This is a genomic window from Saccharopolyspora sp. ASAGF58 (assembly GCF_012277335.1).
Classification (GTDB): domain Bacteria; phylum Actinomycetota; class Actinomycetes; order Mycobacteriales; family Pseudonocardiaceae; genus Saccharopolyspora; species Saccharopolyspora hattusasensis.
In genome coordinates this window covers 6,452,090-6,475,931 of record NZ_CP040605.1, presented here as the reverse complement: position 1 = coordinate 6,475,931, position 23,842 = coordinate 6,452,090, and the positions used below count along the sequence as shown (strand labels likewise).

The window sequence follows — 23,842 nt, the reverse complement described above, 5'->3', positions numbered from 1 at the left end:
TACCACTCCTCTGCCTCCCGACAGAAGATGTAGGACGTAGGACGTAGGACGTAGGACGTAGGACGTCTTGACGATGTCGGGTCCGACCGGAGCTGAGACGCTGTCGGGTCCGACTGGAGATGACAAGTGCCGCCGGGCGAAGCGATCTGACGCCCATACGGCTGCCGGGGACCCACGGACGCAGTACGCTCGTAGCCGCGCAATGTCGTTTCGCCCAGCCATTCGGCGGGAGTTCGCGGAATCGGCAGCACAGGACCCCCGTCGGCGGCTCGGGACGCGGTGCCGGGAGCCGACATGAGCAGGTTGACGCAACCGACCAAGCCCGAGAGCAAGCTGTTCCGGAGGGTCCGCGACCAGGCGGACGAGGCGGACCAGCGATTCCGCCTGGCTCCCGGGCTGCGGCGGCAGATCAGCAAGGTCTTCCCGTCGAACTGGTCGTTCCTGCTCGGCGAGCTCGCGCTCTACAGCTTCGTCATTCTGGTGCTCACCGGCACCTACCTCGCCTGGTTCTTCGACCCGTCGATGACCGAGGTGACCTACAACGGCGTCTTCAACAACCTGCGCGGCGTGACGATGTCGCGGGCGTTCGAGAGCACGCTCGACATTTCCTTCGACGTCCGCGGCGGGCTGTTCGCGCGCCAACTGCACCATTGGGCCGCGCTGATCTTCATGGCCTCGATCGTGGCGCACATGTTCCGGATCTTCTTCACCGGCGCGTTCCGCCGCCCGCGCGAGGTGAACTGGACCATCGGCATCCTGCTGTTCTTCCTCGGCATGTTCGAGGGCTTCATCGGCTACTCGCTGCCCGACGACCTGCTGTCCGGCACCGGGCTGCGGATCGCTTCCGGCATCGTGCTCTCGGTCCCGGTCATCGGCACCTGGCTGCAGTGGTTGCTCTTCGGCGGGGAATTCCCCGGAACCGAGATCATCCCGCGGTTCTACCTGTTCCACGTGTTCCTGCTGCCCGGGCTCATCCTCGGCCTGGTGGCAGCGCACCTGGCGATCGTCTGGTACCAGAAGCACACCCAGTACCCCAGCACGAAGCGCATCGAGTCCAATGTGGAGGGCGTGCGGATCATGCCGGTGTTCGCGGTCAAGAGCACCGGGCTGTTCCTGATCATCACCGGCGTACTGGCGATCATGAGCGGCATCTTCCAGATCAACGCGATCTGGAACTTCGGCCCTTACGTGGCCTCGATGATCTCGGCGGCTTCCCAGCCCGACTGGTACATGATCTGGACCGACGGCATGGGGCGGTTGTGGCCGCCGTGGGAGGTCTACCTGGGCCCGTACATTATTCCGGCGGTGTTCTTCCCGCTCGTCGTCGGGCTGGGCCTGGTGTTCACCGTGGCGATCATCTACCCGTTCCTGGAGCGCAAGCTCAGCGGCGAGACCGCGCACCACAACCTGCTGCAGCGACCGCGCGACGCGCCGGTGCGGACCGCGCTGGGCATGATGGCCATCACGTTCTTCCTGGTGGTGCTGCTGTCCGGGGCGAACGACATCATCGCCTTCCAGTTCGGGTTGTCGCTGAACATGACCACCTGGGCGGGCCGGATCGGCGTGCTGCTCGCGCCGCCGATCGCCTACTACGTGACCTACCGGATCTGCCTGGGCCTGCAACGCGCCGACCGCGAGGTCCTGGAGCACGGCGTGGAGACCGGCATCATCAAGCGCCTGCCGCACGGCGAGTTCATCGAGGTCCACCAGCCGCTCGGCCCCGTCGACGAACACGGCCACCCCGTGCCGTTGCCGTACCAGGCCACCCCGGTGCCGAAGAAGATGAACCAGCTCGGTGCCGCCGGCCGGTCGGTGCCGGGCAGTCTGCTGGTACCGGATCCGCGCGAGGAGACCGAGGCGCTCGACGCCGCCCGCCGCCGGGAGGCCGAGGAGGGGCGCGCCGCCAGGGAGGCCGAGGTCGAGGTCCGTTCGGGCCGCCCGCAGGCGCCCGAACGGTGATCGGCGCTGCCCCGGCCGTTGCCGTAGGGTGCGCGCGTGTCCAATCGGGAACTGGTGGTGCTCGGCACGGCGAGCCAAGCGCCGACGCGGTCTCGCAACCACAACGGTTACCTGCTGCGCTGGGACGGCACCGGCTTCCTCTTCGACCCCGGCGAAGGCGTTCAGCGCCAGATGATCCACGCGGGGGTCAGCGCGCACGACATCGACCGGATCTGCATCAGCCACTTCCACGGCGACCACTGCCTGGGGGTGCCGGGAGTGGTCCAGCGGCTCTCGCTGGACCGGCTGCGGCGGCCGGTGCACGCGCACTACCCGGCCAGCGGCGCCGGTTTCTTCCGCAACCTGCGCTACGCGTCCGCGTTCGACGAGGTCGTCGACCTGCAGGAGCGGCCGATCGAGTGGGAGGGCACGATCGCCACCGGCCCGTTCGGCAGGCTGGAGGCGGTGCGGCTGGACCACCGCATCGAGACGTTCGGTTACCGGCTGGTGGAGCCGGACAGCCGGCGCATGGTGCCCGAGCGGTTGGCCGAGTTGGGAGTGCGCGGGGCCGCCATCGGGAAGCTCCAGCAGGAGCACACGCTCCGCTTGGACGGCGGTCGCATGGTGACGCTGGAGGAGGTCAGCGTGCCGCGCCCCGGGCAGCGGTTCGGGTTCGTGATGGACACCCGGCTGTGCGATGGCGTGTTCACCGTCGCCGACGGCGCCGATCTGCTGGTGATCGAGTCCACGTTCCTGGACGAGGACGCGCGGCTGGCCGACGAGTACCGCCATCTCACCGCCGCCCAGGCGGCCCGGGTCGCCGCCGAGTGCGGTGTGCGCTGCCTGGTGCTGACGCACTTCTCGCAGCGCTACTCGGATCCGCAGCGCTTCCACGACGAGGCCGCGGCGGTCTTCGACGGCACGGTGGTCGTGGCCGAAGACCTGCAGCGGGTCCAGGTGCCGCGGCGCCGTTGAGGCGTGCCGATATGCTGCCGGGCGGGCAGTCATCGCGCGGAAGGCAGGTTCGTTGGTTCGGCAACCGATCCCGGTGGTCATCGTCGCGGGGTTCCTCGGAGCCGGGAAGACCAGCCTGCTGAACCACCTGCTGCGCAACCCGCAGGGCGCCCGGATCGGTGTCGTGGTCAACGACTTCGGGAAGATCAACATAGATGCGCTGAGCGTCGCGGGCCAGGTCGACTCCACCGTCTCACTGGGCAACGGCTGCCTGTGCTGCGCCGTCGACGCCCGCGGGCTCGACCACCTGCTGGCCAAGCTCGCGCGGCCAAGCAGCGACATCGACGTGATCGTGATCGAGTCCAGCGGGCTGGCCGACCCGCGCGGCATGGTCCGGCTACTGCTGAACAGCGCGAACCCCCGCCTCGGCTACGGCGGGCTGGTCGAGGTGGTCGACGCCGCGGAGTTCGACGCGACCCGGCGGCGGCACCCCGAGATCGACCAGCACCTGCGCTTCGCCGATCTGGTGCTGCTTAACAAGATCGACCGCGTCGACGAGTCCGACCAGCGGCGGTTGGCGGAACTGGTGCGCGGGCTCGCCGACGGGAAGCCGGTCCTGACGACCGACCACGGCCGCGTCGACCCGACGCTGCTGTTCGAGCGCGAAGCGGTCCGGGAACGGCAGGACACCGCGCGCCAGATGTCCTTCGACGAACTGCTGGCCGAGCCTGCCGACGACTGCCACGAGCACCTGCACGCCGCGTACGAGAGCGTGGAGTTCACGGCCGACAGCCCGGTGGATCCCCGAGCGCTGATTCGGTTCCTGGACGACCGCCCGGCCGGGATCTACCGGATGAAGGGGCAGGTCCACTTCGGCGCGCCGGGACGCGGGCAGAAGTTCACCCTGCACACCGTCGGCGACTTCCTGCGCTTCTACCGCACGCGGTGGCGCCGGGACGAGCCGCGGCGGACCCAGCTCGTGGTGATCGGCTCCGGCCTCGACCGGGACCGGGTGCGCAGCGGCCTGACCGCCTGCCTGGGCGAACCGGACCGGTCCGACGAGCACAGCATGCTGGACGTGCTGAAGTACACGCGCTCCTGAGACCTTGCGGAAGCGCGCTCGCGCGGGCAGCCTACGGACGATCAAGACGCGACACTGGGAGGGGCTGCCATGCAGGGCTATCCGGGGCAGGATCCCGCCCAGGCGGAGTTGTTCGCGAGCCTGGCCGGGGTAGACCGCAGCCGCGCCAATCCGGCCCGCATGTACGACTACTACCTAGGCGGGGCGCACAACTTCGCCACGGACCGCGAGGCCGCCGACCGGGTGCTGGCGGTGCTGCCCGAGACCCGCACCTTCGCCCAGGAGAACCGGGCGTTCCTGCAGCGCGCGGTGCGGAACCTGGTCGAAGAGGCGGGCATCAGCCAGTTCCTCGACCTCGGTTCCGGCATCCCGACCGTCGGCAACGTGCACGAGATCGCACAGGGCCTGGACCCCGCGGCGCGGGTCGTCTACGTCGACCACGAGCCGGTGGCGGTCGCCCAGTCGCAGCGGATGCTCGCGGGCAACGACCTGGCCACCATCATCCGCGCGGACCTGCGGCACCCAAACCTCGTGCTGGGCCACCCCGACGCCCGGCGGTTGCTTGACTTCTCCCGGCCGGTGGCGGTGCTGATGATCTCCGTGTTCCCGTTCATCCCGGATGCCGACGACCCGCCCGGGATCATCGCCGGCTACCGGCGGGCGTGCGCGCCCGGCAGCTACCTGGCGCTGTCGCACAGCCTGACGCCGGAGTACTGGCCTGGCGAGGTCGCGGAGGCCATCGAGCTATACCAGTCCAGCACCCACCCGTTGCACCTGCGCAACCCGGCGCAGGTCGCCACCCTGTTCGACGGCTACGAGATGGTCGAGCCGGGCCTGGTGTTCACCTCGGCCTGGCGGCCCGACCGGCCGGTCACCGGCGAGCAGGCGCTGGAGAGCCGCGCGGTGGCCGGGGTCGGCGTGCTGCCCGGGTAGCGTCCACTGTGGATCAGCTGCCGGATCCCGGCGGCGGTCGTACCGTGGCGCAGACCGGTTCCGACTCGCCGACAGGAGCGTGCCGAATGTCCAGCGCCGAGGTGCTCGTCGATGCGTTCAGCCGAATCCGCGAAGTGGTGCACGAGACCGTCTCGGGCCTGGCTCCCGACCAGCTGGCGTACCGGGGCGATCCGGAAGCCAACTCCATCGCCTGGCTGGTGTGGCACCTGACCCGGGTGCAGGACGACCACGTCTCGGACGTCGCCGAGGTGGAGCAGGTCTGGACCGCGCAGGACTGGCTGGGGCGCTTCGGGTTGCCGTTCACGCACGAGGACATCGGTTACGGCCACGACCCCAACGAGGTCGGCGAGGTGCGCGTCGACTCCGGTGAGCTGCTGACCGGCTACCACGACGCCGTCCACGCGCAGACGGTGGCCTTCGTCTCGGAGCTGACCGACGACGACCTCGCCGAGGTCGTGGACGCCGGGTGGACTCCCCCGGTCACCCTCGGTGTGCGGCTGGTGAGCGTGATCGCCGACGACCTCCAGCACGCCGGCCAGGCCGCCTTCATCCGCGGCATCGTCGAACGCACCGGATAGCCGGTGGCACCGGGGCAGCGTGGTGGCAGACAATCGCGGCATGACCGAGCGCAAGCCACCCGGTGTCACGTTCGAATCATGGATCGACAAGCAGATCCGCACCGCCCAGGAGCGCGGTGACTTCGACGACCTGCCCGGCGCGGGCAAGCCGTTGCCCGGCGCGGGCGCACCGCTCGACGACCATTGGTGGGTCAAGGAGTACATCCGCCGCGAGGGGCTGTCCGGCGATGCCCTGCTGCCCGCCCCGCTGCAGCTGCGCAAGGAGGTCGAGCGGCTGCCCGAAACCGTTCGCGACCTGACCACCGAGCAGGACGTCCGCGACGTGGCAGCGGACCTGAACCGCCGCATCGTCGAATACCTCCGCGCACCGACCGGACCTCAGGTCGCCGTCGGACCCGTGAACGTCGATGACGTGGTGGCCCGGTGGCGCGCCGACCGGCCCGAGCCGCAGCGGCGCCCAGCATCCGCGCCGAACGAGCCCGTACCGCGGAAAACGCATTGGTGGCAACGCTTCCGCCGCTGATCCGGCCAGCCGTTTCCCACCTTTTGAACGGCTTTGACGGAAGTTGTCGACGGTGCTTTGATCAATGTCATGACGCCGGGACCGCTGCTCGTGCAGCGCGCGCACATCGACCTGTTGTGGGTCGCTTCCGCAGCTTGTCCGCGCGCTTGATCTCCCCTGCCCCGGCGTTGCCCCGCTGCTCGTCCAAGCCGCCTGCCGCCGGGTTGCCCTCGCCTCGCCGGTGACCTGCCGCCGAGGTGCTGTTGTTCGCATCGGTGTCGGTGGACCCCGGCATCGCGATGAGACGGAGAACTGTGCCATGACGCTGGAAGCTGCTTTCCGGGAGGCGGTGGGTCCGGAGTCCCCGGAGGCGCGTCCGCTGGGGGACGGTGCGGTGATCGAGGTGACCGCCCGGTTCGTCGTCCCGCAACGAGATCTCGCCACGTTGGAAAGCGATTTCGCCCGGAAACTGCGCGCCTTGGTGGAGCTTCCCAGCCAGTCCACTGTGGAGATACAGACCAGGCCGGAGGTGCCGCGGTTGCGGTCGCTGCCCGCTCCGACGGAGCCCGCCCTGCGCATCCTGGTCGCCCCGCGCAGGGTGGTGCGGGCCGACGGGACGAACATCGACTTCACCCGGCTGGAGTTCGACCTGCTGCTGTTCCTGTGCGAGAACCCGGGGCGGGTGCACCGGCGCGGCGCGCTGCTCAACGCCGTCTGGCACCTGAACAGCACGCCGAGCACCCGCACGGTGGACGTGCACGTCCGCCGGATCCGCAGCAAGCTCGGGCCGGACCTGGACCTGATCACCACGGTTCGCGGGGTCGGCTACCGGGTGGACCGCCTCTCGGACGTCCACATCGAGCCCGACCCCTACGCGTCCTGAGACCGCGCCAGCTTCCGGGCGGCTTGAGGCCGAGGCGAGGCGGGTAGCCGGGCGGCATGCCGAAGCGCAAGCGCGAGGACTACGAGCGAGGGCTGCCGGGCTACCACGACCCGATGGCCGGCTTCGCCGGAGCGCCCTACGCGCGCAGCGCCCTGACCCTGCGGCTCTGGCTGGCCGGATTCGGCCTGGTGTTCTGCACGGGTGCGGCCGTGCTGGTGTTCCTGTTCGTGCCGGAACTGGCGTGGCTGGGGTGGGCGCTGATCGTGCTGGCCGTGACCGCCCTCGTCGACTTCGGCTGGGTCGCCCACCGCAAGCGCCGCGGCGAACCCGGCTGATCGGAGCCGCGTTACAGCCTGGCGCGATGTCTCTAACCGCTCGCCTGATCGTCACGCCCGGGGCTCGCGGAGTGCCGGGGCTCACGTTCCCTACCTGGCGGAAAGACACCTCCGATAAACACAGCTATGCTGAATATATGAGTCGCGACTTTCCCGCTGCCGAAGACACCGCCGGGATCGCTCAGGCGGCCACCGAGGTCAGGACGGGCGTGATGCGCCTGGCGCGTCGGCTGCGCGCCGAGCGCGATCCAGGCGAGCTGACCCTGGGGCGTCTGGCAGTGCTGGGCCGCTTGGAGCGCGACGGTCCGGCGACCGCCAGCGCGCTGGCCGCCGCCGAGCGGGTCACCCCGCAGTCCATGGCTCGAATGGTGCAGCACTTGATCGACGCCGAACTGGCCGAGCGCGACCTCGACCCGGCCGACCGCCGGGCCGCCATCATCCGGATCACGGAGGCGGGCCGTCGCACGGTCCGGCAGGACCGGGGCAAGCGCGAGGCGTGGTTGGCCCAGGCGATGACCGGGCTGACCGACGTCGAACGGGAGCTGCTGGTGCTCGCGGCCAGGCTGCTGGACCGGCTCGCCGACTCCTGACACCGGCTTCTACCCAGGATCGGACCGACGCCTCGAACGACGCACAAATTCCCTTCTCAAAAGACAGCAACGCTGAATACCTGTTGCGATCGACGGACCCCAAGCCCGAGTTACCGGGCAAGTTCGTCACCCCGATCGCCCTCGGCACGATCCTGCAACCGCTGAACTCGTCGATGATCGCGGTCGCGCTGGTCGGCATCCACTCCCACTTCGACGCGGGCACCTCGGTGACCTGGCTGGTCTCGGCGCTCTACCTGGCCACCGCCGTCGCCGCCCCCGCGATGGGCCGCATCGCCGACGTACTCGGCCCGCGCCGTATCAGCCTCGCCGGTATCGTCTTGGTCGGCGCCACTTCGGCGGTCGCGCCGTTCGCGCCGAACGTCGCGGCGCTCGTGGTCTGCCGCATCCTCATCGGCATCGGCACCGCGGCCCAGTACCCGTGCGACGTCGCGATGATCCGCCGCGCCGCTGACCGGTTTCGCTCCCGGCCGAACAACGCTCTGCCCGCGCTCGCCATCTGCTCGCAGGTCACCGCCGCGCTCGGGCCCTCCCTCGGCGGGCTGCTCGTCGGCGGGTTCGGCTGGGCCGGGGTGTTCTGGATCAACGTTGCGGGTGCCGATAAATCATCCGCACAGGTCACGGCCTTGATCGCCGTCTCTGGCCAGTGGCCGCCGCTCGCCCCGCGATCTTCACGTGTACAGGGCCCGGGCGGCATCATGAGGTCGCCGCCTCCACCGTCTGGGAAATCCTCCGCGAGCACGGCATCCCGCCCGCGCCGGAACGCCAGAGGCGCTCGCCCGCTACCCGAACCGTTCACCGAGCCAGGACAGATCAGACGCCTGGAGATCCGCCGACGAGATCGGCTCGCGGAACCCTTCACGAGTACCAACATGCAGCCCTGAACTGGGCGGATGATTTATCGGCACCCGCACGTCTCACACCCGCCGACCTCAAGATCGCCGGCTCCGCCGTGCGCACCGCACGGCTGCCTTCACTCGTCCGTCGGGGGTGACGGCGGCGATCCCTCTGACTTGTCCCGGCCTCTTCGCTCATCGCGTTCCAGCGCCTGGGCGAGAGCCTGCACCGTCTCCGCCGAACGGAACAGCGCGACCATGCACAACATCCAGTCCCGGCGCACGACCTGGTCGGATTCGGGCGCTAACGGTCCTTCGGGCTCGGCCCGTGGGCGCGATGCTGGCCAGCACGGTCTCTCGCTCTGGTTGAGCAATCTCGTCCGTCCGACGAAACCTGGGAAGCCTTCATCGCCTCACACGAGGCCAAGCTCAACGCGACGACTGCCCTGCTGAACGACCCGGAGAGCTTCGAGGCGATCAGCAGCAGCCACGACAGCGCCCCGGAGCCGTTCGGGTCGCTGTCCGACGTTGAAGACGAGCTGAATCATGCGCTGGCGAAGCTGCACTCTGCGACGGCGACGCCGCTTCCGCACCCCGAACACCCGGCCACACAGCTCGCCAAGGAGTCCGGCAAGACGGTCCACGACATCGCGGTGGACACGGACACGCAGGTTCATCACGAGATCACCAAGCTCCAGGATGCAAAGAGCCTGGACGATGCCGCGTGGATCGCGACGATGAACGAGAAGGAGAAGGAGACCGGCGATAAGCTGCTCGCGGCCAACCATGCTTTCTTCAAGAGGATCAGGGATCGCGGCCTGAAGCACCCGGACGAGCGCCCGGTCCTGATAAAGATCGCAGACGGGTTCGACACCGTCGTCACCGCGTCATCAACTTCGTGAAGAAGGCGGCCGATTGGCTGGCAAAGAAGGTCGAGTGGGTCTGGGACAAGATCAAGTCCGCGGCGAAGGCCGTGGCGCACTTCTTCGGGCTCTGACCAGCGGACACAGGAAGGGAAGGCCCCCCGGCGAGCGCCGGGGGCCCTCTGCTGTTCCAGTCAGGTCCCCACGGAGCCGCTTGTGTGAGCTAATCGTTGCTTTTCGGCGTGTACTAAATAGCGGCACACTCAGCAACGCTGGCGCGGCCAACAGCGCCGCGCCAGAACGTGTCTCCCTCGAATACGTCGCTGTACCACTACGGCGGCGAAGGGTGACCTGGCGGTTGGTTCTGGGCGTATGAAAGGGCCTCCGCAGCTGCGGAGGCCCTTACCGGAACGCCAGCTCGAGTTTGACGAGCGTCTTTCGCACTTCTGAACTCCGCCTGCTCCAGAACTTCCGGCGGGGCTCAAGACTACGAACGTCCTTGAGTTGGACCATGCATTCCTTCGGGGCTGTCGCGCCATCGCCCCTTCGGTTCACCGACCCTCTCAATCGATTCACCGCACTTGTAGTACACACCCGTTCAGGGCATAAGTCAAGGGAATCGATCCGTCTGAGCTGCGGAAACTTGGTGCAGACAGAGTCACGTAGGCCAGGCCAACGAATGAGCGGAGAGAACACCGGATCTGCCCAACGTTCCCCGTCGTTCCCTTCGTTCGGAAACCATTGGCCTGCCCCTGCGGAGGATCGGCAGATGGCCACTTCGCGGGCGACGGGCGGCGGGCGACGGGTGGCACCGGTGCAGCAACTGTCAGCGGTCAGTGGATCTGGCCCGTGGTCACTTGAGTTGGCCCGTGGGTGGCTCGCGGTCAACCGACCTGGCCTGACCTCGTCTTCGGTGGCGATCGGCGACCCCGTCCACGATCGGGTGACGCGGTCAGTACAGTTGGCCCGCTTCGTTGATCATGACGTTGACCTGGGGGATGACCGGTAGGCGCTGCGCCTCTGCTGGCGGCGGCGCCGAGCAACGCCGCGGGTTTCCGCGTCGGGTTCCTCGGCCGCAACGGTGCTGATCAGCGTCTTCCGCTCGCCGACGTCGCAGGGCACGCCTTCGAGGACGTCGCGCCGGTGCGGTCGTTCCCGTCGTTCCGCGGTCAGCACAACAACACCGGTTGGTGGTGGTGCGCGACGAACCGCCGCCACGTCGGGTTCGAGTCGTGGCTGGAGCGCGATCACGTCGTCCGGCTCGACTTCGCGCCCGACGTCGTCGGCCTGGCCTCCCAGCCGTTCTGGCTGACCTGGGACGACGGTCGCCGCGGCCGCCGGCACGCCCCGGACTACTTCGCACGACTCGCCGACGGGACCGGCCTGGTGATCGACTGCCGCCCTGCTGGCCGGATCAAGCCGGTCGACGCCGCGGCGTTCGCCGCGACCGAGCGGGCCTGCGCCGAGATCGGCTGGCGCTACGAGCTCGCGCACGAGCCGGACCCGGTCCGGGCAGCGAACCTGCGCTGGCTGGCCGGCTACCGCCGCGCTCGCTGCCGCCGCGCCGACGTCGCGGCCGCCGCCCTCGAAGCCGTGGCCGTCCCGCACCGGTTGTTGGAGCTGGCGCGGCTGCTCGGCGACCCGCTGGCCACGCTGCCGGTGATCTTCCACTTGCTTCAGGATGCAGATAGCTTCCTGCGAGAGCACGAAGGTTCGGGCACGCAGCGGACCTATGCCTACCTGCTGGTCAACCACCTGCGGTGGCTGGAGCGCGAGTGCCTTGCCTTCGACACGGTGGTGCTGCGGGACCTTGAGCGCTATATGGGCATCGTCGGCGCCGAGGTCGAGATGCCTCTGGGCGAGCCGTGGCGAGTCGGTAAGCGCCCCTACAGCCGCTCAGCCCTGTCAGCGACGGCGGCTTGCCTGAAGGGGTTCTATCTGCACCAGGCCACCTCCGGCGTCAACAGCGAACTCGGCCAGAAGCTCGACGCGGCACGGTTGCCAACCCGAGCGGACCGGCGCCGCGCCTTCCTAGGCCATGTGAAGACCACCATGCCGGCCAACCCGCTCGCGCCGAAGGGGCCGCGTCGCCGACATCCGAAGATGCTTCCGGAGGGTGCACGGGACAAGCTGCTGGCCGAGGTCAACAGCACCCGCGATCGGCTGGTCGTCACGTGGCTTGCGGACGGCGGGATCTTCTCCGCGGGTCCGCCCTGTGGTGGAGGTCGTTTCCTCGCGTTTGCGCAGCTCAGAGGCCGATGGTGATGATGTTATTGGTGAGACAGGTATGGTGCAAGTGGCTGCTGGGGGTTGTTCACCTGTTGGTGTTGGGGGCGTTGAGGCGGGTCATGAGTTCGCGGTTGGCGGTGCGGGCGGCTTCGAGGTCCTCGTCGCGTTCGGCGAGTTGCAGGCGTAGGTCGACGACCTGTTGTTCGAGGTGGGTGATCTGCTGGTGGAGGGCGTCGATGTCGGTTGGGGTGCCGAGTCCGGATTCGCGCCAGGCCTGCTGCCCGAGGGCCTCGGAGAGCCGCTTCTCGAAGTGTTGAATTCGTGTGTAGAGGCGGGCGGCGCGTTCGTGCGCGGCGAGCAGATCGGTCTGCAGCGAGGCCCGGGTGACCGCTGGCCCGGTGCCCTTGTCGGCGGCAGGTGGCTCGGCGTCGGCGGCGTGGATCTTCTCCAGCAGGTCACGGTGTCGGTAGAGAAAACTGCGATCGACGCCCGCGGCGCGGGCGATGGCGGATGCGCCGAGCTCGGAGCCCTCGGCGACGGCGCGGTCGAGGGCGGCCAGGACGCGTTGTCGACGACGTGCGGTGTCAGCGTGACGACCGTCGCGCATCGCTTGGGTCCTCCTGTTTGCCGGCATGGTGTTGACTGGCTGGCTCGTCGTGGCGGTCATGCGGTGGCCTCCGCGGTGGTAGTCGGCGCCGGGACTGCGGCGGTCCGGACGGTGGGCATGCCGAGGGGAACGGCGTGCGCGGCGCGGTGACGGCGCACCACCGCGACCGCGTCGTCGATGCGGGCTTGCTCGGTCTGGTCCAGGTCGGCGAGGTCACTCTTGATGCGGTTGATCAGCTGCCGGACCCGGGTGATTTCCTCTTGCGTGGGGGTGGCGTCGAGGCGGGCCCACTCGTCGACCCCGTCGACGGTGGCGGCCAACCGCTCACGGGTGTGCAACAGATCGTCGAGGTAGGCCTGTAGGTCGGGCAGGTGCGCAACCGTTGTCCGGAAGTGGGAACAGCCAACACATCGAAAGCGCACCGGGCAGGCTCCGCCCCCGGCCTGCACGTTGGATGGTTCGCTGCAGGCCCCGTAGGGCACGGCAACTTCCCCGATCGCGTAGCGAGCATGTTCAGAGTCCAAAAAGGACCGCGCGTCACGCCAGATCCGGTTGCCGTGCCGGTCGAAGCTGAGCGCGGTGACCGCGTCAACGGCGGCGCGGCGCCGATCTTCCCCGATGCGGTAGTAACGCCGAGTCGCGCCCCAGTCCCGATGATCAAGTAGCTCCGCCAGCACGTCGATCGGCACCCCTGCATCGGCATGGCGCTGGGCATAGGAATGCCGCCAGGCGTAAGGAGTGATCTTGGTCTTGTCGAACTCGGCGCCCTCGCGGGTGCGCAGCATCGGCAGCGCATCAACCCACTCGCGGTGGCGGTTGTCCAGCATGTCGATGCTGATCGCCGTGCGCCCGTCGGGATTACGGCGTGGTGAGGGCAACAGCACCAGCCGGGCCGGTGGGATAGAGGGGAAGCGGGCCCGAACCCGGTCTTGCTGCTCGGTGATCACCGCGGCGGTGGCCTGGCTGATCGGCAGACGCCGGCCCAGCCGGTCGGCCTTATGGTTGTCATAGACCAATACGGGGCCACCGTCCTTATCGCGGTCCAGGCAGTCCAGCGGCAGGCCGAGGATGTCTTCGGGCCTGCGTCCGGTGTCGATACCGAGCTGGGCGGCAACCCTGGCATCGACGGGCTCGAGGTTGGCGAGGTTGGCGCACAACGTGGCCATGATCTCCGGCGGCAGGTCCCGGCCGGGCTCACCCCGCTCGGGTTCGGCCGGGATGTCACTACGCCCGAGGGCGAAATCGCCGGGCAGCCCCGCCGCGGGCTGACCGGGCCGAGTCAGGCCCAGGGCGCGAATCCCGGCCAGGACCGCCCGCACGTCGCGGCAGAGGCAGTTCCGGCGGTAGCGGCTGATCTGATCGCTGGATTCCAGGTAGGCCAGCCGATTGAGGAACCCCTCGACGTCCCGGCGGCCCAGCGCGGCAGGATCGCCCCCACGGTCCGATCGGCAGCCGAGATACTCCGACAGCAGCCTCAGCGCGTTGACCTTGCTGCGGACCCGGGCGGCGCCGCGGCCACGGTGACGGGGCAGTTGCTCGGCCGCCCACCGCTTGACGGCCCGGCGCAGCCACGGCTGCCCGATCCCGAGGAACGACAGGGTTCCGCGGTGACCGAAGATCGCCAAATCCCAGACATCCTTGCCCTGTTCGACACCGGGGTCGGCCAGCGCGCGACGAACATGCTGGGTCAGCGCGGTGAGCAACACCCGAACCGGCTTATCGCGGACAACCTCACCGTTCTCGATCGAGCCGACCTGTTGACGGCGCAGCGTGTCGCAGAGCACCCGCAAACTCCCCTGCGGGATCTGCGCCCCGCCACGGACACGCTGCTGGATGCCGAACAGCACCTCCACGACCACCCGCACCGGCAGCGCTCGCAGGTTCACTTGCCCAGGCTCGGCCACACCCGATTCGATGGCCTGCCACACCCGCTGATCCAGCTCGGGGTCGCTTCCCTGGGCCGCGCGCCAGCGCTGATAGTGGGTATTGCAGTAGCCGCACGCACCGTCCGCCGCCCGGGTGCACGCCGCCACCTGGCACGGCCGCATCGGCGGGAAAGGTCGCACCCGCGGATCGGCCAGGAACTCCTCCAGCGACCTCCGCGGCCGCCGGACACGGAACTTCTTGGCATGCGGTTCGCACAACACCGCATGCCGCATCGTCGGCACGCACTGGCATCCCGGCACCGCGCAACGCTCCGCCCGCGCAGGCTCTCCCGGCAGCTGCGCAGCAGCAGCGATCTCCTCGGCGCTCATCCCCAGCCCGGTCAACCGAGTGGAACAGCGGTGACACACCACGCGGAACCTGCTGTGGGCGGTGCCCTCACACCCCTGCGCCCGGCAGACCCGCCGACCCAGCAGCCGATGCTCCGCGGGTGGAGACAACACCTGCATTGCCGGATCCCACCCCGCCTCATCCAGGAAGTCGCGCTCCACCATCGAGGCCAGGCGCGCCGCCGGGCCGTCCAGCCCGACCCCACCCAGCACGTGCGGGAACTCGCACGCATCCCCGGCGACCGCGACGGCGCGCGCCACGGCGGTGCTCACTGGCCCACCCCCGTCTGCTCGCGTGGGCTGGGCACTGCGTCCACCGCAGCCCGCAGCCGGGAGGGGTCAGGATGCACGTACACACTCGACGAGGAGACCGCAGCGTGCCCCAACACCTCGGCGACCACGTCGATCCCGGCGCCGGCATCCGCGATATTGCTGCCGGCGGCATGCCGCAGCTGGTGCGCGCGGACCGGCCCGTCGAGCCCCGCCCGGCGGGAGGCCGCCGCCATCAGCTCCCCGACCGCGTCAGGACGCATCGGCACGCCGATCTGGCCACGGAAGATGTTGACCAGCACGAAGTCGCTGCCCCGGGCTGCCGGCACCTTCATGCGTTCGAACTCGTAGGTGTCAAAGGCTTGCACCACAAGGAAATCCAGCGGCACCGTCCGTTGTCGGCGGGACTTCGCCCATGCCCCGTTCGGATTGTCCTCCCGGCGCACCACGTGCAGATGCGACCGGGTCACCTCGCACCCCAGTGCACGCGAGTCCATCAGCAAGTGGACATCGCTGCGGCGCAGCCCGCACACCTCCCCACGGCGCAGCCCTGCCCGAGCCATCAACAACACGATCAGCCGGTCCCGCGCCGAGCGGCACGCCCGCAACAGCGCGACAATCTCGGCGTCACTGGCCCGATCGACTGTGGTTTCCGGCTCCCGCAGCCGATGCCGCGCTCGCAGCCGCCACGCCATCCGCCCTTCGGCATCCCGAGCGGCCTCCGGCAGATCACGGTCGTCGGCCACCTCATAGAGCAGCGACACCAAACCAGCCGAGGCCTGCCCGGCGGCGACCGCGTGCACCACCAAGCCCCGCACCGCGGTCAGGATCGCGTTGATCCGTGACGGGGACCGCGCCGGCGCGGCGCCAGGACCCGCGAACACCACCCCACCGCTACCGGACGCCTCGGCGCTCGAGGTGTCCGGCCCGGCATGAGCCAGCCAGGTCATGAACAACGCCATGTGTTCGATACCGGCCTGCCAGGACCGCCCAGTGCGGGCACACCACCGCAGGAACAACGCGATCGCATGCGCATACGCCTTCGTCGTGGACTCCGCCCCGTCGCGACCGAACCGCTGCTGCCGCAGAAAGTCATCGGCGACGGCCACCACCTGCAGATCCTCATCCAGCACCGTCCAATACCGCTGGCCGGACGGCAATCTCACCGGGAATGCCCGCATGCGTTTCTCACTCTCAAGTGGACAGTTACGTGAACGACTACCAGCCACGAGCACCACACCCCCGGAGAACCACCGCACCACCGACAAGATCACCCGGTTCGGGCGACGTCATGCAACGGGTTGGGAACCCCTGGAGAAGGCCTGAGGATCGGAGAACTCTGCGGCGTTCACCTGGTGGCTGGCGTTCCGGTAAGGGTCTCTGCAGCTGCGGAGGCCCTTTCATATGCCCAAATGCGCCTCGCCTGCGTGGCGATCAGCGCCCGTGATCACGCGAATTACGTGCCCAGTACGCCTGTTCGGCCTCCAGCCGGGGGATCAGTTCGTCTCGGGTGAGATTGTCGAGATCGGCCCAGGGGAGCCGTTTGAACCGAGCCATCAGAGCGAGCCTTTCCGCCGGTGCTGGGCGTCGATGGAGTCGTATACGGTCTGCTTGCGCTGCCGCAGGTCGGCCCACGGTGCGCGAGAGCTGATCACGATCGATCCCGGGCTGTTCATCGCGGACTCCGGCCGTAGGTGGTGCGGCGGGCCCGCGCGGCGCTGGCCTCGGCGTGGGCGGCGACGTGCCCCTTCCCCCGCTTGGGTAGCGTGCGCAGCTTCTCCTTAGCCGACTCCCGCTCCGCTGGTCGACGACACCGGCTACCGCCGCGACATCGAAGCCCAGGCCAACCTCCAAGAAAGCCGCCACGCCCTCGCGCGGCGGATCTTCCACGGCCAGCGCGGCGAACTGCGCCAGCGCTACTACGAAGGCATGGAAGACCAACTCGGCGCCCTCGGACTCGTGCTCAACGCGCTGGTGCTGTTCAACACCCGCTACCTCGACGCCGCCATCGCCGAGCTCCGCGACGGCTGCTATGAGGTGCGTGAGGAGCACGGCCCGGGGTCTGCCCGCGCCAGAGGGTGCGGGCAGACCCCGCTGGTCAGCTGGAGCCGATCGCCGAGCAGACCCATGACCTGGAGATCTTCGAAGCGATCCGGGGCGCGGTCGCCAGCCACGGCGGTGCGCCGTATCCGGTCGAGGACATGGCAACCCTCGCAGGCGTTGACGATGCCGAGGGTGTCCGTCGGGTGCTGGACCAGATGGTGGCCGAAGGGCTCGCCATACCCCCGGCGGGCACTTGAGCTCCGGTGCCCGACGATGCCTAACCGCGGTGTTCGTGCGCAGGGCCTGATTCACGGCCCTTTGCCCGTGGATGCCCACCAGCGCGTCGAAGTCCGCCGCGGCCGCGGCGGGGGCGAGACCAGCCCCCACCTTCACCAGGTGCCGGACCTGCGCCAGCAGCTCCGGGTCGGGTCCGGCCATCGCTTCCCCGCAAGGTGCCCTGCTGCGCGTCACACCTAGCTAGCCCATCGGCGGCCACCCCGCCCCGGCTTGAGGCCGCACTGCCGGCGACCTGTCCCCAGCAGGCCGCCGCCGAGGTCACAGGTCTCCGTGGCCCACGGCTGTCAGGTCAGCATCGCGGTAGTCAGGGTTTCAGTGGGTGCGGGCGCTGTGGGCGGTCCCCAGGCGCAGCAGCAGGTCGGAGTCGAGGTGCTCGAGTTCGAGGGCTTGACGCATCCGCGGGATGGCTTCGGCGTCGATGCGGTGGCGCACCTGGCGAATGTCGGCGCGGTCCTCGGTGACCACTGCCAGGTGCAGCACCGGGTGAGCGCGGGTGCCGGCCAGGCGGGCCCGGGCCCGGTGTACCCCGGGGTAGGTCTCGATCTCCTCGACCAGCGGTGCGGCAGCGGTATCGGTGTCGAGGCGGGTCTGACCTTTGCGGGGGTTCTGGCTCAGCTGCCAGGTGCCGGTTTTCGCGCGGCGCAGAGTCTGGGCCAGCAGCCAGCGCAGACACAACAGCCCCACGATCACCGCCACGACGGCGACCACCCACGGCACCCACCCCGCCAGCGGTGGCACGGTGGAAACAACCGGAGCCTCGGGAGCCAGCAGAGGCATCGCACCCAATGCGCTGGCCAGGATGCACACGCCGCCGGCCAGCAGCACAACACCAATAAGCACCAGCAGGATGCGGTTGAGACGAGCGGGCCGGTTGGGGCTGGCCATCAGCTGCCCCTTTCCGTGGAGGTTTTGATGCGCAGCGCGGGCCGGCGCGCCGGATTGATGTCGTCGAGCCGGTCGGCCAGCAGGCCGCGGACCTGCTCGGGGATGCCGCCTGTGTCGGCGACGGGGGTGCGCACGGTGACGGTGATGCGGCGTCGGCCGACCTTGAGCCGGGCCGCGCTGACTCCGTCGGCCGCAGCGGCGATGGAGGTGAGGTCCCTGCGCAGGCTTCGGCGGGAGACCCCGGTGTCGGTGTGTTCACGCCCGGTGCCTGGGTCGTCGGCCAGAGGCAGGACGGTGGGCGTTCCAGGCCGAAGCGCGGTGGCGAGCAGGATCAGTCCGAACAGGGTGGCGATGACGCCGGCGATGATGATGACGGGGTCGTTCCACGCGCGGCCCACCACGGGGGCGGCCAGGGCCTGCGGCGACACGATCGGGTCGTATCCGAGCAGGTGCTGGATGGCGGCGGTGGCGGCGAGCACCACCAGAGCCAGCAGCACCACGGCAACCACGGTGGCGGGCACGCTGCGGCGGGGTCGGCGAATCATCGGACCTCCCGACGAACGGCCGGCCGGTATAGCGCGGTGACGGTGATGTCCACGGTGCGCACCCGCACATCGGCCAACACTGCGATCCGGTCGATGAGGTGCTGGCGTACCTCTTCGGTGACCTGGGCGACCGGGGCCGGATAGCACACCGACAGGCGTGCACGCAACGCGCAGACACTGCCGTGCACCTCAGCGGTGACCCGGGGTTGCTGTTCGGCGTGCTCGCTGCCTGCGGTCACGCCGAACACCCGGCGGGCGGCCCCGCCGACCTGGTCGACCTCGGCGATGATGTGGGCAGCCATGGCCTCGATCACCCGGTCGGAGAGGGTGGTCGAGCCCCTCTCCTCCGGTGGGACCTGCCCGCCCCGGGTGCCCGCGTGGCGGGCACCCGGGTGGAACACCGTCTCCTCTGCGGGTGCGGTTCTGGGGTGGGGGGCTGTCGCGCCCGGCCCCGCGACGGTCGACGGGTTCATCGGTGGGCTCGCTCGCGTTCGCTGCTGAAGAGGTCAGCCAGATCGAGGTGACCGTCAAGGTAACGTCCGACCCCGAATCCCAGGGCGCCGAGGATGGCCACGATGGCAAAGGCGGAGAACCCGCCGAACGCGCCGGCCAGGCCCAGCACGAGGCCCACGGCCAGGCAGATGAGGGTGGCGTTCATGATCAGCACTCCTGGGTCTGGTTGTCCCGGAGCTGGTGCTGTCCGGGAAGTTCGAGATCTTCGATGACGACCGTGACTGGCAGGCCACCCGCGTAGGGGGTGACGGCCGCGCGGACCTGGTCGGCGACCTCGGCCACCGAAGCGGGGAAGCGGGCCACGACGTGGACGTCCAGCCCGGTCTCGGTCAAGCGGATGCCGGCAACGCGGCGCCCGGGCAGGTAGGTGGCGATGTGGCCGTACCGGCCGCCGTGCAACCCGGCCACGAGCGGACACCCGGCCACAGCCGTGGCAACGGCATCGGCTCTGCGGGCCACCTCACCCATCAGAGCTGGGGTGCTCATTCCACGCGCCCGGTCGTCGATGACTGCTCGCCGGTGTCGTCACCGGGAAGGTGCAGGTCGGTGACGTGAATGTTGACCTCCACGACCTCCAGGCCAGTCATCTGTTCGATGCCGCCGATGACGTTGCGGCGTACTCCCCGGGCCAGCTCAGCGATCGCCACGCCGTACTCGACGACGAGGACGAGATCGATCGCGGCCTGCTTTTCTCCGACCTCGACCGTCACGCCCTGCGTGGACGAGGCGCGCGCCCCGGGGATGCGTTCACGCAACGCTCCGATAGCCCGGGTAGTCCCACTCCCGAAACCGTGCACCCCGGAAACGTCGCGGGCCGCCATCCCGGCGATTTTCGACACGACCACATCGGCGACGGTGGTCTTGCCCTGGCTGCTCTCCAGCTGCGACTCGCCCACGGCCGGGCTGCGCGGCGACGGCGTCGCCGGGGCAGAACTCACGGCCTGCGAGCCTTGACTCTGTTGCTGACCAGTCGGTGTAGTCATGGCCCGGTTCTCCCTCACGATCGGACAAGGCCGAGTTCACCGCGTGTCGCGGCGCTAACGGCACTTGCTCTCGTAGGACACGTGCCCGCGCCGATTCCTCACGACCCCAAACCCAATGCCCCCCGAATGGGGGACGTGCGGTGAAGCGATACCGCGAACAGCCGGGGCCCTCGCACACCCGGCCGTAGGGAGCATCACCGGTCGCCTAATTAGTCGGAGAGGGCGATGTCGCTGTGCGCTGCGAACACGTCGTCGATGTCGATAGTGATGGCCACGGGTTCCAGCCCCGTCACCGCGCGCACCTGTTCATCGACCGCAATACGGATGCGCTCCGCAAGTTCGTACAGATCCGTGCCGTAAGTTGCGGCCACAGTGAGCACGATCGCCGTGCTCTGGCCAGCCATGCCGACTCGCACCGCGTTCTCCTGGCCTACCGAGCCGCCACCGGGCCGGTGTAGGCGGCTCAAGGCGACCCGCACTCCCGGGACGTCTTGAGCCGCCTCCCGGGCCGTGACCACCACGACCCGGGCCGCGATCCGGGTCTGCCCGTCGTCATCAGCCAGCACTCCATAGGTTGGGTTGTGGACCGTCCCGCGGATTCGTCTCAGGGCGGCCTGCAGCGGCGATTCCGGCGGGCGCACCGCCACATCCGCGACCTCGCGAACCGGGGCCCACAACCGGTCATACTCCGCCAGCGCGGCCTGGCAATGCGGGCATCCGGCCTGATGGCTGTTGCGGCGGGCCGCATGTCCGTCCGCGACCTGTGCGAGCACGTCCTCCACAACCGCTCCACACGGCAACCGTTCACCGAAGCGGTACCGGGAACCGTGACCAGTCGTCATGTCCAGCCCTCCATACGATCCAGCACGACGCGGCGCGCTCGCGACAGCCGACTCCGCACCGCCGCCTCGGAAATGCCCAGAACCACCGCAGTCTCCCGATAACTCAATCCTTCCAATTGACACAACACCAGCACGCTTCGCTGCTGAGGTACGAGATCGTCGATCGCGGCATACACGGCGCGAACGCGCTCGCGGGCCATCGCGACATCCTCCGCACCGGCCGCAACCGGCGTCAGGCACTCGGCATCCAATGAGAAAACTCCCGGATTCCGGGAACGCCGGTGATTCAAACACCGGTTCACGACGATGCGATAAAGCCACGTCGTGAACGCACTGGTCCCAGCAAAACCCGCTAACGCCGTCCACAGCTGGATGAAAACCTCCTGCACGACGTCCTCGGCATCCTGATGGTTGCCCAGCATGCGCAGCGCGATCCGGTAGATCCGGCCCTGATGACGACGCAGAAGTACCTCGAACGCCTCGAGATCACCACCGCGCGCCTTGCCCACCAGCCACAGGTCCGCCTCCTCGTCCCGGGACGACAACGCCGCCACAGACCACCCCGAGCCGGGAGGACGCCCCGCCCGACTACGTCGCCCCAGGCCCTCGCTCACCACCGCACGGCCCCCGACTCCATGACGCACACCAGAAGTTCGCTTCACCCCGGCCGATGCCCATCCCCTGGGCACCACAAGCTGCCCAACTCACGCCATACCCATACAGGTGCTCCGCTAACGAACCGCTCGAAATGATCCACAACCGGGGGCCGCCCAAGGCACTTCAGATTCCGGTCTCGGTAAGCGCGCATCTCTGCCCTTGCCGACGTCCGGCTGCAGCATGCGGCCGCCGACCAGTCATCTTCCCGGACACCGTACGTCTGCGACCACAGGAGCCTTACGTCCCAGTTTCCGGCCTCCTGCCGGCTTCGAGGCATCGGCTTCCACCCGCTCCCAAGAGAACACCGACGGAAAGAACCAGGTCGAGTGCACGATCTGTCGGGGGCGTAATGCCTGACCGATGGCAAGCGACTCTTCTGGCGGAGTCTGACGCGTCACGCGCGACAACCAGCGTGGATGGGGGTGTGAATGATCGCGTTGAACAAGGCAGCAGCGTGCAACTACCCGAACGGGCACCGCCACCAGAAACGGCCCGGGTCACCATCGTCAAGGAGTCGTAGCCGCGCATGCGGCATCGGCAAGTACACGACGACCTTCGCCTTACCGGGACTGTAATTTTAACGGTGTAACTCCTGAGATGTAGGAGGCACCAGTGACTGAGGTGAAGACCGAGCAGGCCAGCGAGGCCGCCGCGGCAGACCTGGCGGTGATGGATGAGCAGATCCAGCAGCTGGCCGATCGGGCCCGTGCCGAAGGGCTGCGGCTGACTGGTGAGGGTGGGCTGCTGGGCCGGCTGACCAAGCTGGTCACCGAGGCCGCGCTAGCCGGCGAGATGGATGATCATCTCGGCTACGGCAAGCACGACCCGGTTGGCCGCGACGGCGGCAACTCGCGTAACGGCACACGGGCCAAGACGGTGCTGACCGAGGCCGGTCCGGTGGGAATCAGCGTGCCGCGGGATCGTGACGGGAGTTTCGAGCCGGCGATCGTGAAGAAGCGGCAGCGCCGCCTGTCCGGGGTGGACGATTTGGTGATCTCGTTGTCCGCCAAGGGGTTGACACACGGCGAGATCTCGGCTCACCTGGCCGAGATCTACGGGGCCGAGGTGTCCAAGCAGACGATCTCCACGATCACCGACCGGGTGATGGACGGGATGGCCGAGTGGCAGAACCGGCCGTTGGACCCGGTCTATCCGGTGATCTTCATCGACTGCATTCACGTCAAGATCCGCGAGGGTAACGTGGCCAACCGGCCGGTCTACGTCGCGCTCGCGGTGACCGTGGACGGCACCCGCGACGTCCTTGGGCTGTGGGCCGGCGAGCACGGCGACGGGGAGGGCGCCAAGTACTGGCTTCGGGTGTTATCCGAGATCAAGAACAGGGGTACCGCCGACTGCTGCATCGTGGTCTGCGACGGGCTGAAGGGCCTGCCCGACGCCATCGCGCAGGTGTGGCCGCAGACGATCGTGCAGACGTGCATCGTTCACTTGCTGCGCAACAGTTTCCGTTATGCCTCCCGTAAGGACTGGAGCGCGATCGCCAAGGACCTCAAGCCGGTCTACACCGCACCCAGCGAGCAGGCGGCGCTGGACCGGTTCGCCGAGTTCAGCGAGAAGTGGGAGTCCCGGTACCCGGCGATCGTGCGGCTGTGGACCAACGCGTGGGCGGAGTTCGTGCCGTTTTTGCAGTTCGACACCGAGATCCGCACGATCATCTGCACGACCAACGCCATCGAGAGCATCAACGCGCGCATCCGCCGCGCGGTGAACGCTCGCGGCCACTTCCCCAGCGAGCAGGCTGCCTTGAAGTGCGTCTATCTCGCAATCATGAGTCTTGATCCCACCGGGACGGGCCGCAAGCGCTGGTCCAACCGCTGGAAGAAGGCCCTCAACGCCTTCGAGATCACCTTCGACGGACGCCTGTCCGCCGGACGCCGATAAAACCGAAAACAACAGTTACACCGAAAACTTGACAGCCCCGCCTTACCAGCCGGGCAGGGCGTGTGCAAGGTTGATCTGAGGGTTGCGGCGGGTTTCTGTCCAGGTGGGACGCGAGATGAGGGCGCGGTTTCCGGTGGGAGATCATCGGGTTGTCCAAGCCGTGACGGTCTATCCAGGAGCCGCGCTCTTGTGTTCTTGGCTTCCCTGATTCGGCAGGGCGTGTGCAAGGTTGATCTGAGGGCTGCGGCGGGTTTCTGAGCAGGCTGG

Annotated in this window: 25 protein-coding genes and 1 pseudogene; 15 read left to right on the top strand and 11 right to left on the bottom strand. The window is 68.7% G+C overall.

The window, feature by feature from the left end:
• Positions 1–294 precede the first annotated feature (294 nt).
• From FDZ84_RS30365 to FDZ84_RS30305, 12 genes are all read left to right on the top strand, one after another.
• Positions 295–1,959 carry a cytochrome bc complex cytochrome b subunit gene (locus tag FDZ84_RS30365; protein ID WP_168588662.1) on the top strand — a complete coding sequence of 555 codons (1,665 nt, stop codon included), beginning with the start codon at positions 295–297 and terminating at the stop codon, positions 1,957–1,959.
• A gap of 36 nt (positions 1,960–1,995) precedes the next feature.
• A complete protein-coding gene (locus tag FDZ84_RS30360) occupies positions 1,996–2,913 on the top strand; it encodes a ribonuclease Z (RefSeq protein WP_168588661.1) in 918 nt (305 codons plus the stop codon).
• 52 nt (positions 2,914–2,965) lie between these two features.
• Positions 2,966–3,994, top strand: coding sequence for a GTP-binding protein (locus FDZ84_RS30355; RefSeq protein ID WP_168588660.1), 1,029 nt, complete (start codon positions 2,966–2,968; stop codon positions 3,992–3,994).
• 69 nt (positions 3,995–4,063) lie between these two features.
• On the top strand, positions 4,064–4,906 hold the full coding sequence (locus FDZ84_RS30350) for an SAM-dependent methyltransferase (RefSeq protein ID WP_168588659.1): 843 nt from the start codon (positions 4,064–4,066) through the stop codon (positions 4,904–4,906).
• A gap of 86 nt (positions 4,907–4,992) precedes the next feature.
• Positions 4,993–5,505, top strand: coding sequence for a DUF664 domain-containing protein (locus tag FDZ84_RS30345; RefSeq protein ID WP_168588658.1), 513 nt, complete (start codon positions 4,993–4,995; stop codon positions 5,503–5,505).
• A 40-nt stretch (positions 5,506–5,545) separates the two neighbouring features.
• The gene (locus FDZ84_RS30340) at positions 5,546–6,028 is read left to right on the top strand and encodes a DUF1992 domain-containing protein (RefSeq protein WP_168588657.1); all 483 of its coding nucleotides are present in this window, start codon (positions 5,546–5,548) and stop codon (positions 6,026–6,028) included.
• Between the two features lie 298 nt (positions 6,029–6,326).
• Positions 6,327–6,890, top strand: coding sequence for a winged helix-turn-helix domain-containing protein (locus tag FDZ84_RS30335; RefSeq protein WP_168588656.1), 564 nt, complete (start codon positions 6,327–6,329; stop codon positions 6,888–6,890).
• A gap of 56 nt (positions 6,891–6,946) precedes the next feature.
• A complete protein-coding gene (locus FDZ84_RS30330; RefSeq protein ID WP_168588655.1) occupies positions 6,947–7,225 on the top strand; it encodes a DUF6343 family protein in 279 nt (92 codons plus the stop codon).
• 137 nt (positions 7,226–7,362) lie between these two features.
• A complete protein-coding gene (locus FDZ84_RS30325; RefSeq protein WP_210435215.1) occupies positions 7,363–7,815 on the top strand; it encodes a MarR family winged helix-turn-helix transcriptional regulator in 453 nt (150 codons plus the stop codon).
• 83 nt (positions 7,816–7,898) lie between these two features.
• Positions 7,899–8,717 carry an MFS transporter gene (locus tag FDZ84_RS38180; protein WP_210435214.1) on the top strand — a complete coding sequence of 273 codons (819 nt, stop codon included), beginning with the start codon at positions 7,899–7,901 and terminating at the stop codon, positions 8,715–8,717.
• A 605-nt stretch (positions 8,718–9,322) separates the two neighbouring features.
• The gene (locus FDZ84_RS30310) at positions 9,323–9,571 is read left to right on the top strand and encodes a hypothetical protein (RefSeq protein WP_168588654.1); all 249 of its coding nucleotides are present in this window, start codon (positions 9,323–9,325) and stop codon (positions 9,569–9,571) included.
• A gap of 981 nt (positions 9,572–10,552) precedes the next feature.
• Positions 10,553–11,797, top strand: coding sequence for a TnsA-like heteromeric transposase endonuclease subunit (locus FDZ84_RS30305; RefSeq protein WP_371812927.1), 1,245 nt, complete (start codon positions 10,553–10,555; stop codon positions 11,795–11,797).
• Between the two features lie 49 nt (positions 11,798–11,846).
• Here the strand turns inward: FDZ84_RS30305 and FDZ84_RS30300 are convergent, their stop codons facing one another.
• The 3 genes from FDZ84_RS30300 to FDZ84_RS30285 are packed head-to-tail and all read right to left on the bottom strand — an operon-like array spanning position 11,847 to position 16,077.
• A complete protein-coding gene (locus FDZ84_RS30300; RefSeq protein WP_168588652.1) occupies positions 11,847–12,368 on the bottom strand; it encodes a hypothetical protein in 522 nt (173 codons plus the stop codon).
• 56 nt (positions 12,369–12,424) lie between these two features.
• Positions 12,425–14,914, bottom strand: coding sequence for a tyrosine-type recombinase/integrase (locus tag FDZ84_RS38175; protein ID WP_210435213.1), 2,490 nt, complete (start codon positions 14,912–14,914; stop codon positions 12,425–12,427).
• Positions 14,911–16,077, bottom strand: coding sequence for a tyrosine-type recombinase/integrase (locus FDZ84_RS30285; RefSeq protein ID WP_246868544.1), 1,167 nt, complete (start codon positions 16,075–16,077; stop codon positions 14,911–14,913). Before FDZ84_RS30285 ends, FDZ84_RS38175 begins: the two co-directional genes overlap by 4 nt.
• A gap of 643 nt (positions 16,078–16,720) precedes the next feature.
• On the opposite strand from FDZ84_RS30285, the pseudogene FDZ84_RS41155 reads away from it, so the two are divergent.
• Positions 16,721–16,957, top strand: a pseudogene (locus tag FDZ84_RS41155) (Tn3 family transposase); the annotation flags it as partial.
• Between the two features lie 32 nt (positions 16,958–16,989).
• Positions 16,990–17,211 (top strand): hypothetical protein, encoded by a 222-nt coding sequence (locus FDZ84_RS30275; RefSeq protein ID WP_246868543.1) that lies wholly within the window; start codon positions 16,990–16,992, stop codon positions 17,209–17,211.
• A gap of 352 nt (positions 17,212–17,563) precedes the next feature.
• On the opposite strand, the gene FDZ84_RS30270 is transcribed toward FDZ84_RS30275, so the two are convergent.
• The 8 genes from FDZ84_RS30270 to FDZ84_RS30235 form a co-directional block, all read right to left on the bottom strand.
• Positions 17,564–18,136, bottom strand: coding sequence for an alkaline shock response membrane anchor protein AmaP (locus FDZ84_RS30270; protein WP_168588650.1), 573 nt, complete (start codon positions 18,134–18,136; stop codon positions 17,564–17,566).
• Entirely contained in the window at positions 18,136–18,681 is a 546-nt protein-coding gene (locus tag FDZ84_RS30265) for a DUF6286 domain-containing protein (protein ID WP_168588649.1), read from the bottom strand. The genes FDZ84_RS30270 and FDZ84_RS30265 overlap by 1 nt, the downstream gene beginning before the upstream one ends.
• Complete coding sequence (locus FDZ84_RS30260) at positions 18,678–19,154, bottom strand: Asp23/Gls24 family envelope stress response protein (protein WP_168588648.1); 477 nt, start codon at positions 19,152–19,154, stop codon at positions 18,678–18,680. The genes FDZ84_RS30265 and FDZ84_RS30260 overlap by 4 nt, the downstream gene beginning before the upstream one ends.
• The gene (locus tag FDZ84_RS30255) at positions 19,151–19,339 is read right to left on the bottom strand and encodes a hypothetical protein (protein WP_168588647.1); all 189 of its coding nucleotides are present in this window, start codon (positions 19,337–19,339) and stop codon (positions 19,151–19,153) included. The genes FDZ84_RS30260 and FDZ84_RS30255 overlap by 4 nt, the downstream gene beginning before the upstream one ends.
• Before the next feature lie 2 nt (positions 19,340–19,341).
• On the bottom strand, positions 19,342–19,680 hold the full coding sequence (locus FDZ84_RS30250) for an Asp23/Gls24 family envelope stress response protein (protein ID WP_168588646.1): 339 nt from the start codon (positions 19,678–19,680) through the stop codon (positions 19,342–19,344).
• Positions 19,677–20,132: an Asp23/Gls24 family envelope stress response protein gene (locus tag FDZ84_RS30245; protein WP_246868542.1), complete on the bottom strand. Its 456-nt coding sequence runs from the start codon at positions 20,130–20,132 to the stop codon at positions 19,677–19,679. The genes FDZ84_RS30250 and FDZ84_RS30245 overlap by 4 nt, the downstream gene beginning before the upstream one ends.
• Before the next feature lie 254 nt (positions 20,133–20,386).
• Positions 20,387–21,019: an Asp23/Gls24 family envelope stress response protein gene (locus FDZ84_RS30240; RefSeq protein ID WP_168588644.1), complete on the bottom strand. Its 633-nt coding sequence runs from the start codon at positions 21,017–21,019 to the stop codon at positions 20,387–20,389.
• Positions 21,016–21,573 (bottom strand): RNA polymerase sigma factor, encoded by a 558-nt coding sequence (locus FDZ84_RS30235; RefSeq protein WP_210435212.1) that lies wholly within the window; start codon positions 21,571–21,573, stop codon positions 21,016–21,018. The genes FDZ84_RS30240 and FDZ84_RS30235 overlap by 4 nt, the downstream gene beginning before the upstream one ends.
• Before the next feature lie 772 nt (positions 21,574–22,345).
• On the opposite strand from FDZ84_RS30235, the gene FDZ84_RS30230 reads away from it, so the two are divergent.
• Positions 22,346–23,575 carry an IS256 family transposase gene (locus FDZ84_RS30230; protein ID WP_168590352.1) on the top strand — a complete coding sequence of 410 codons (1,230 nt, stop codon included), beginning with the start codon at positions 22,346–22,348 and terminating at the stop codon, positions 23,573–23,575.
• Positions 23,576–23,842: the final 267 nt, after the last annotated feature.